Source organism: Arenibacter amylolyticus (assembly GCF_002150785.1).
In the GTDB taxonomy this organism is placed as follows: domain Bacteria; phylum Bacteroidota; class Bacteroidia; order Flavobacteriales; family Flavobacteriaceae; genus Arenibacter; species Arenibacter amylolyticus.
In genome coordinates this window covers 1-1,745 of the sequence record NZ_MTAZ01000065.1, presented here as the reverse complement: position 1 = coordinate 1,745, position 1,745 = coordinate 1, and the positions used below count along the sequence as shown (strand labels likewise).

The window sequence follows — 1,745 nt, the reverse complement described above, 5'->3', positions numbered from 1 at the left end:
TGTAGTTATTCTTGTAGTAGATAAAGGAAAGGCATGTAGTAAATGAACGACAAGCGATTATTAACACAAACACTACAGCCTTTGATACCAGTCACTTACATCACCTTACATATCCGGATTTATCACTAGCTGGCTCAGTTACCAACATGTCATAAACTAAAAGGATTCCCAAGACTGCCGTATCTGCAACCAAGGGAATCCCTAAATTCATCTTTAATTTTTTCTACTATTATATGGCCGTGGCAGTATAAGTTACTGTCTGAGTATAAGTGCCTGCCGGCTTTCCTAAGATATCAGAGGAAGAAGATTTCTCCGCTGGAATCTCATAGTTGAAATCGATCGTTAATTCACTCCCCAGGTCGGCATCGCCTACCAAGGTCTGCTCTTTATCAGACAATACTACAGTTTGCTTTGCTCCACCCATAGTTCCTCCGGTGGCTTGGATGGTAAGTACGTCTACAGGTATTTTATTAGCGCCATCCTTAAAGTCCTTTCCACCGGCCTTTACCGTTACGTTAAAGTTCTTGGTAGAGGTCACGATTAAAGCACTTTCTTGGGTTTTGGCAGGCAGCCCGTTGTTGTAGTGTTCGGCGGTAGTATATTCAAAGTTTACGACTCCATTATTAGCGACACTGGAAGCATCGATGGAAATCACATCAGCTAATGTGATGTTTACTGTAGTAGTTGCCTCTTCTTGCGCTTGCGCCTGGTTAGTTCCGAATACGAATGCTACAAGAGCGAAGGCTGCGATGATTATTGAATTTTTCATGGTTTTTTTGATTTAGGGATTATTATTTTTCTTAACCCTTTGTTTAAAAGGACACGGCAAAGATACCAGGGACCTGTAGTTACCTCTGTAGTAGATAAAGGAAAGGCGTGTAGTAAATTAACCACAAGCAAAGGCTTCAGAAATCAACACAACCCTTGATGCCAGCAACTTACATCACCCTCCAAGTGCAGATTTACAACATTCCGGTTCAAACACCGACATGTCATAAACTAAAAGGATTCCCAAGACTGCCGTATCTGCAACCAAGGGAATCCCTAAATTCATCTTTATTACAATAAGTCTTACAACGCCGTACCGGTATAGGTAACAGTTTGTTTGTACGCACCCGCTGGTTTTCCTAAGATATCAGAGGAAGAAGATTTTGCTGCAGAGGACCGAACGGAAAATGCAACGACTTGCATTTGCAGCGAGGGGCCAGTTGGCGCGTTGGCCTTCGATGCAGCTGCCTCCAAAAAACATAGGGCGTACCGCCCTAATAGTTATGCAATAAACTAAAAGGATTCCCAAGATTGCCGTATCTGCAACCAAGGGAATCCCTAAATTCATCTTTAAAATTGTTGGGCTTATAGCGCTGTCGCTGTATAAGTCACTGTTTGTGTATACGTACCTGCTGGCTTTCCTAAAATATCAGAGGAAGAAGATTTAGCCGCTGGAATCTCATAATTCAAATCAAGTGTCAATGCACTACCCAAAGGAGCATTATCGATTAACTTTTGATCGGAATTGGATAACTCGATAGTGTTCTGCGTACCTGCCATAGTTCCACCGGACACTGCTTTAATAGTTAGAACATTTACTGGAATATTGTTGGTGCCATCTGTAAAGAATTCTCCGTCCGCCTTTACTTTGATGTCAAAATTCTTTGTTGAAGTAACAATTAAACTATTCTCTATAGTGTAATCTTGTGAGGAGTTATAATCTTCTGCGCTATTATATGCAAAGTTTACCGTTCCTC

General features: G+C 41.5%; 2 protein-coding genes. Both read right to left on the bottom strand.

Going from position 1 to position 1,745, the window contains the following annotated elements:
• Nucleotides 1–229: 229 nt before the first annotated feature.
• Entirely contained in the window at nucleotides 230–769 is a 540-nt protein-coding gene (locus BV214_RS15855; RefSeq protein WP_086478485.1) for a peptidoglycan-binding protein LysM, read from the bottom strand.
• 584 nt (nucleotides 770–1,353) lie between these two features.
• On the bottom strand, nucleotides 1,354–1,745 hold a 392-nt coding region (locus tag BV214_RS15850), incomplete at its 5' end, for a peptidoglycan-binding protein LysM (RefSeq protein ID WP_086478484.1).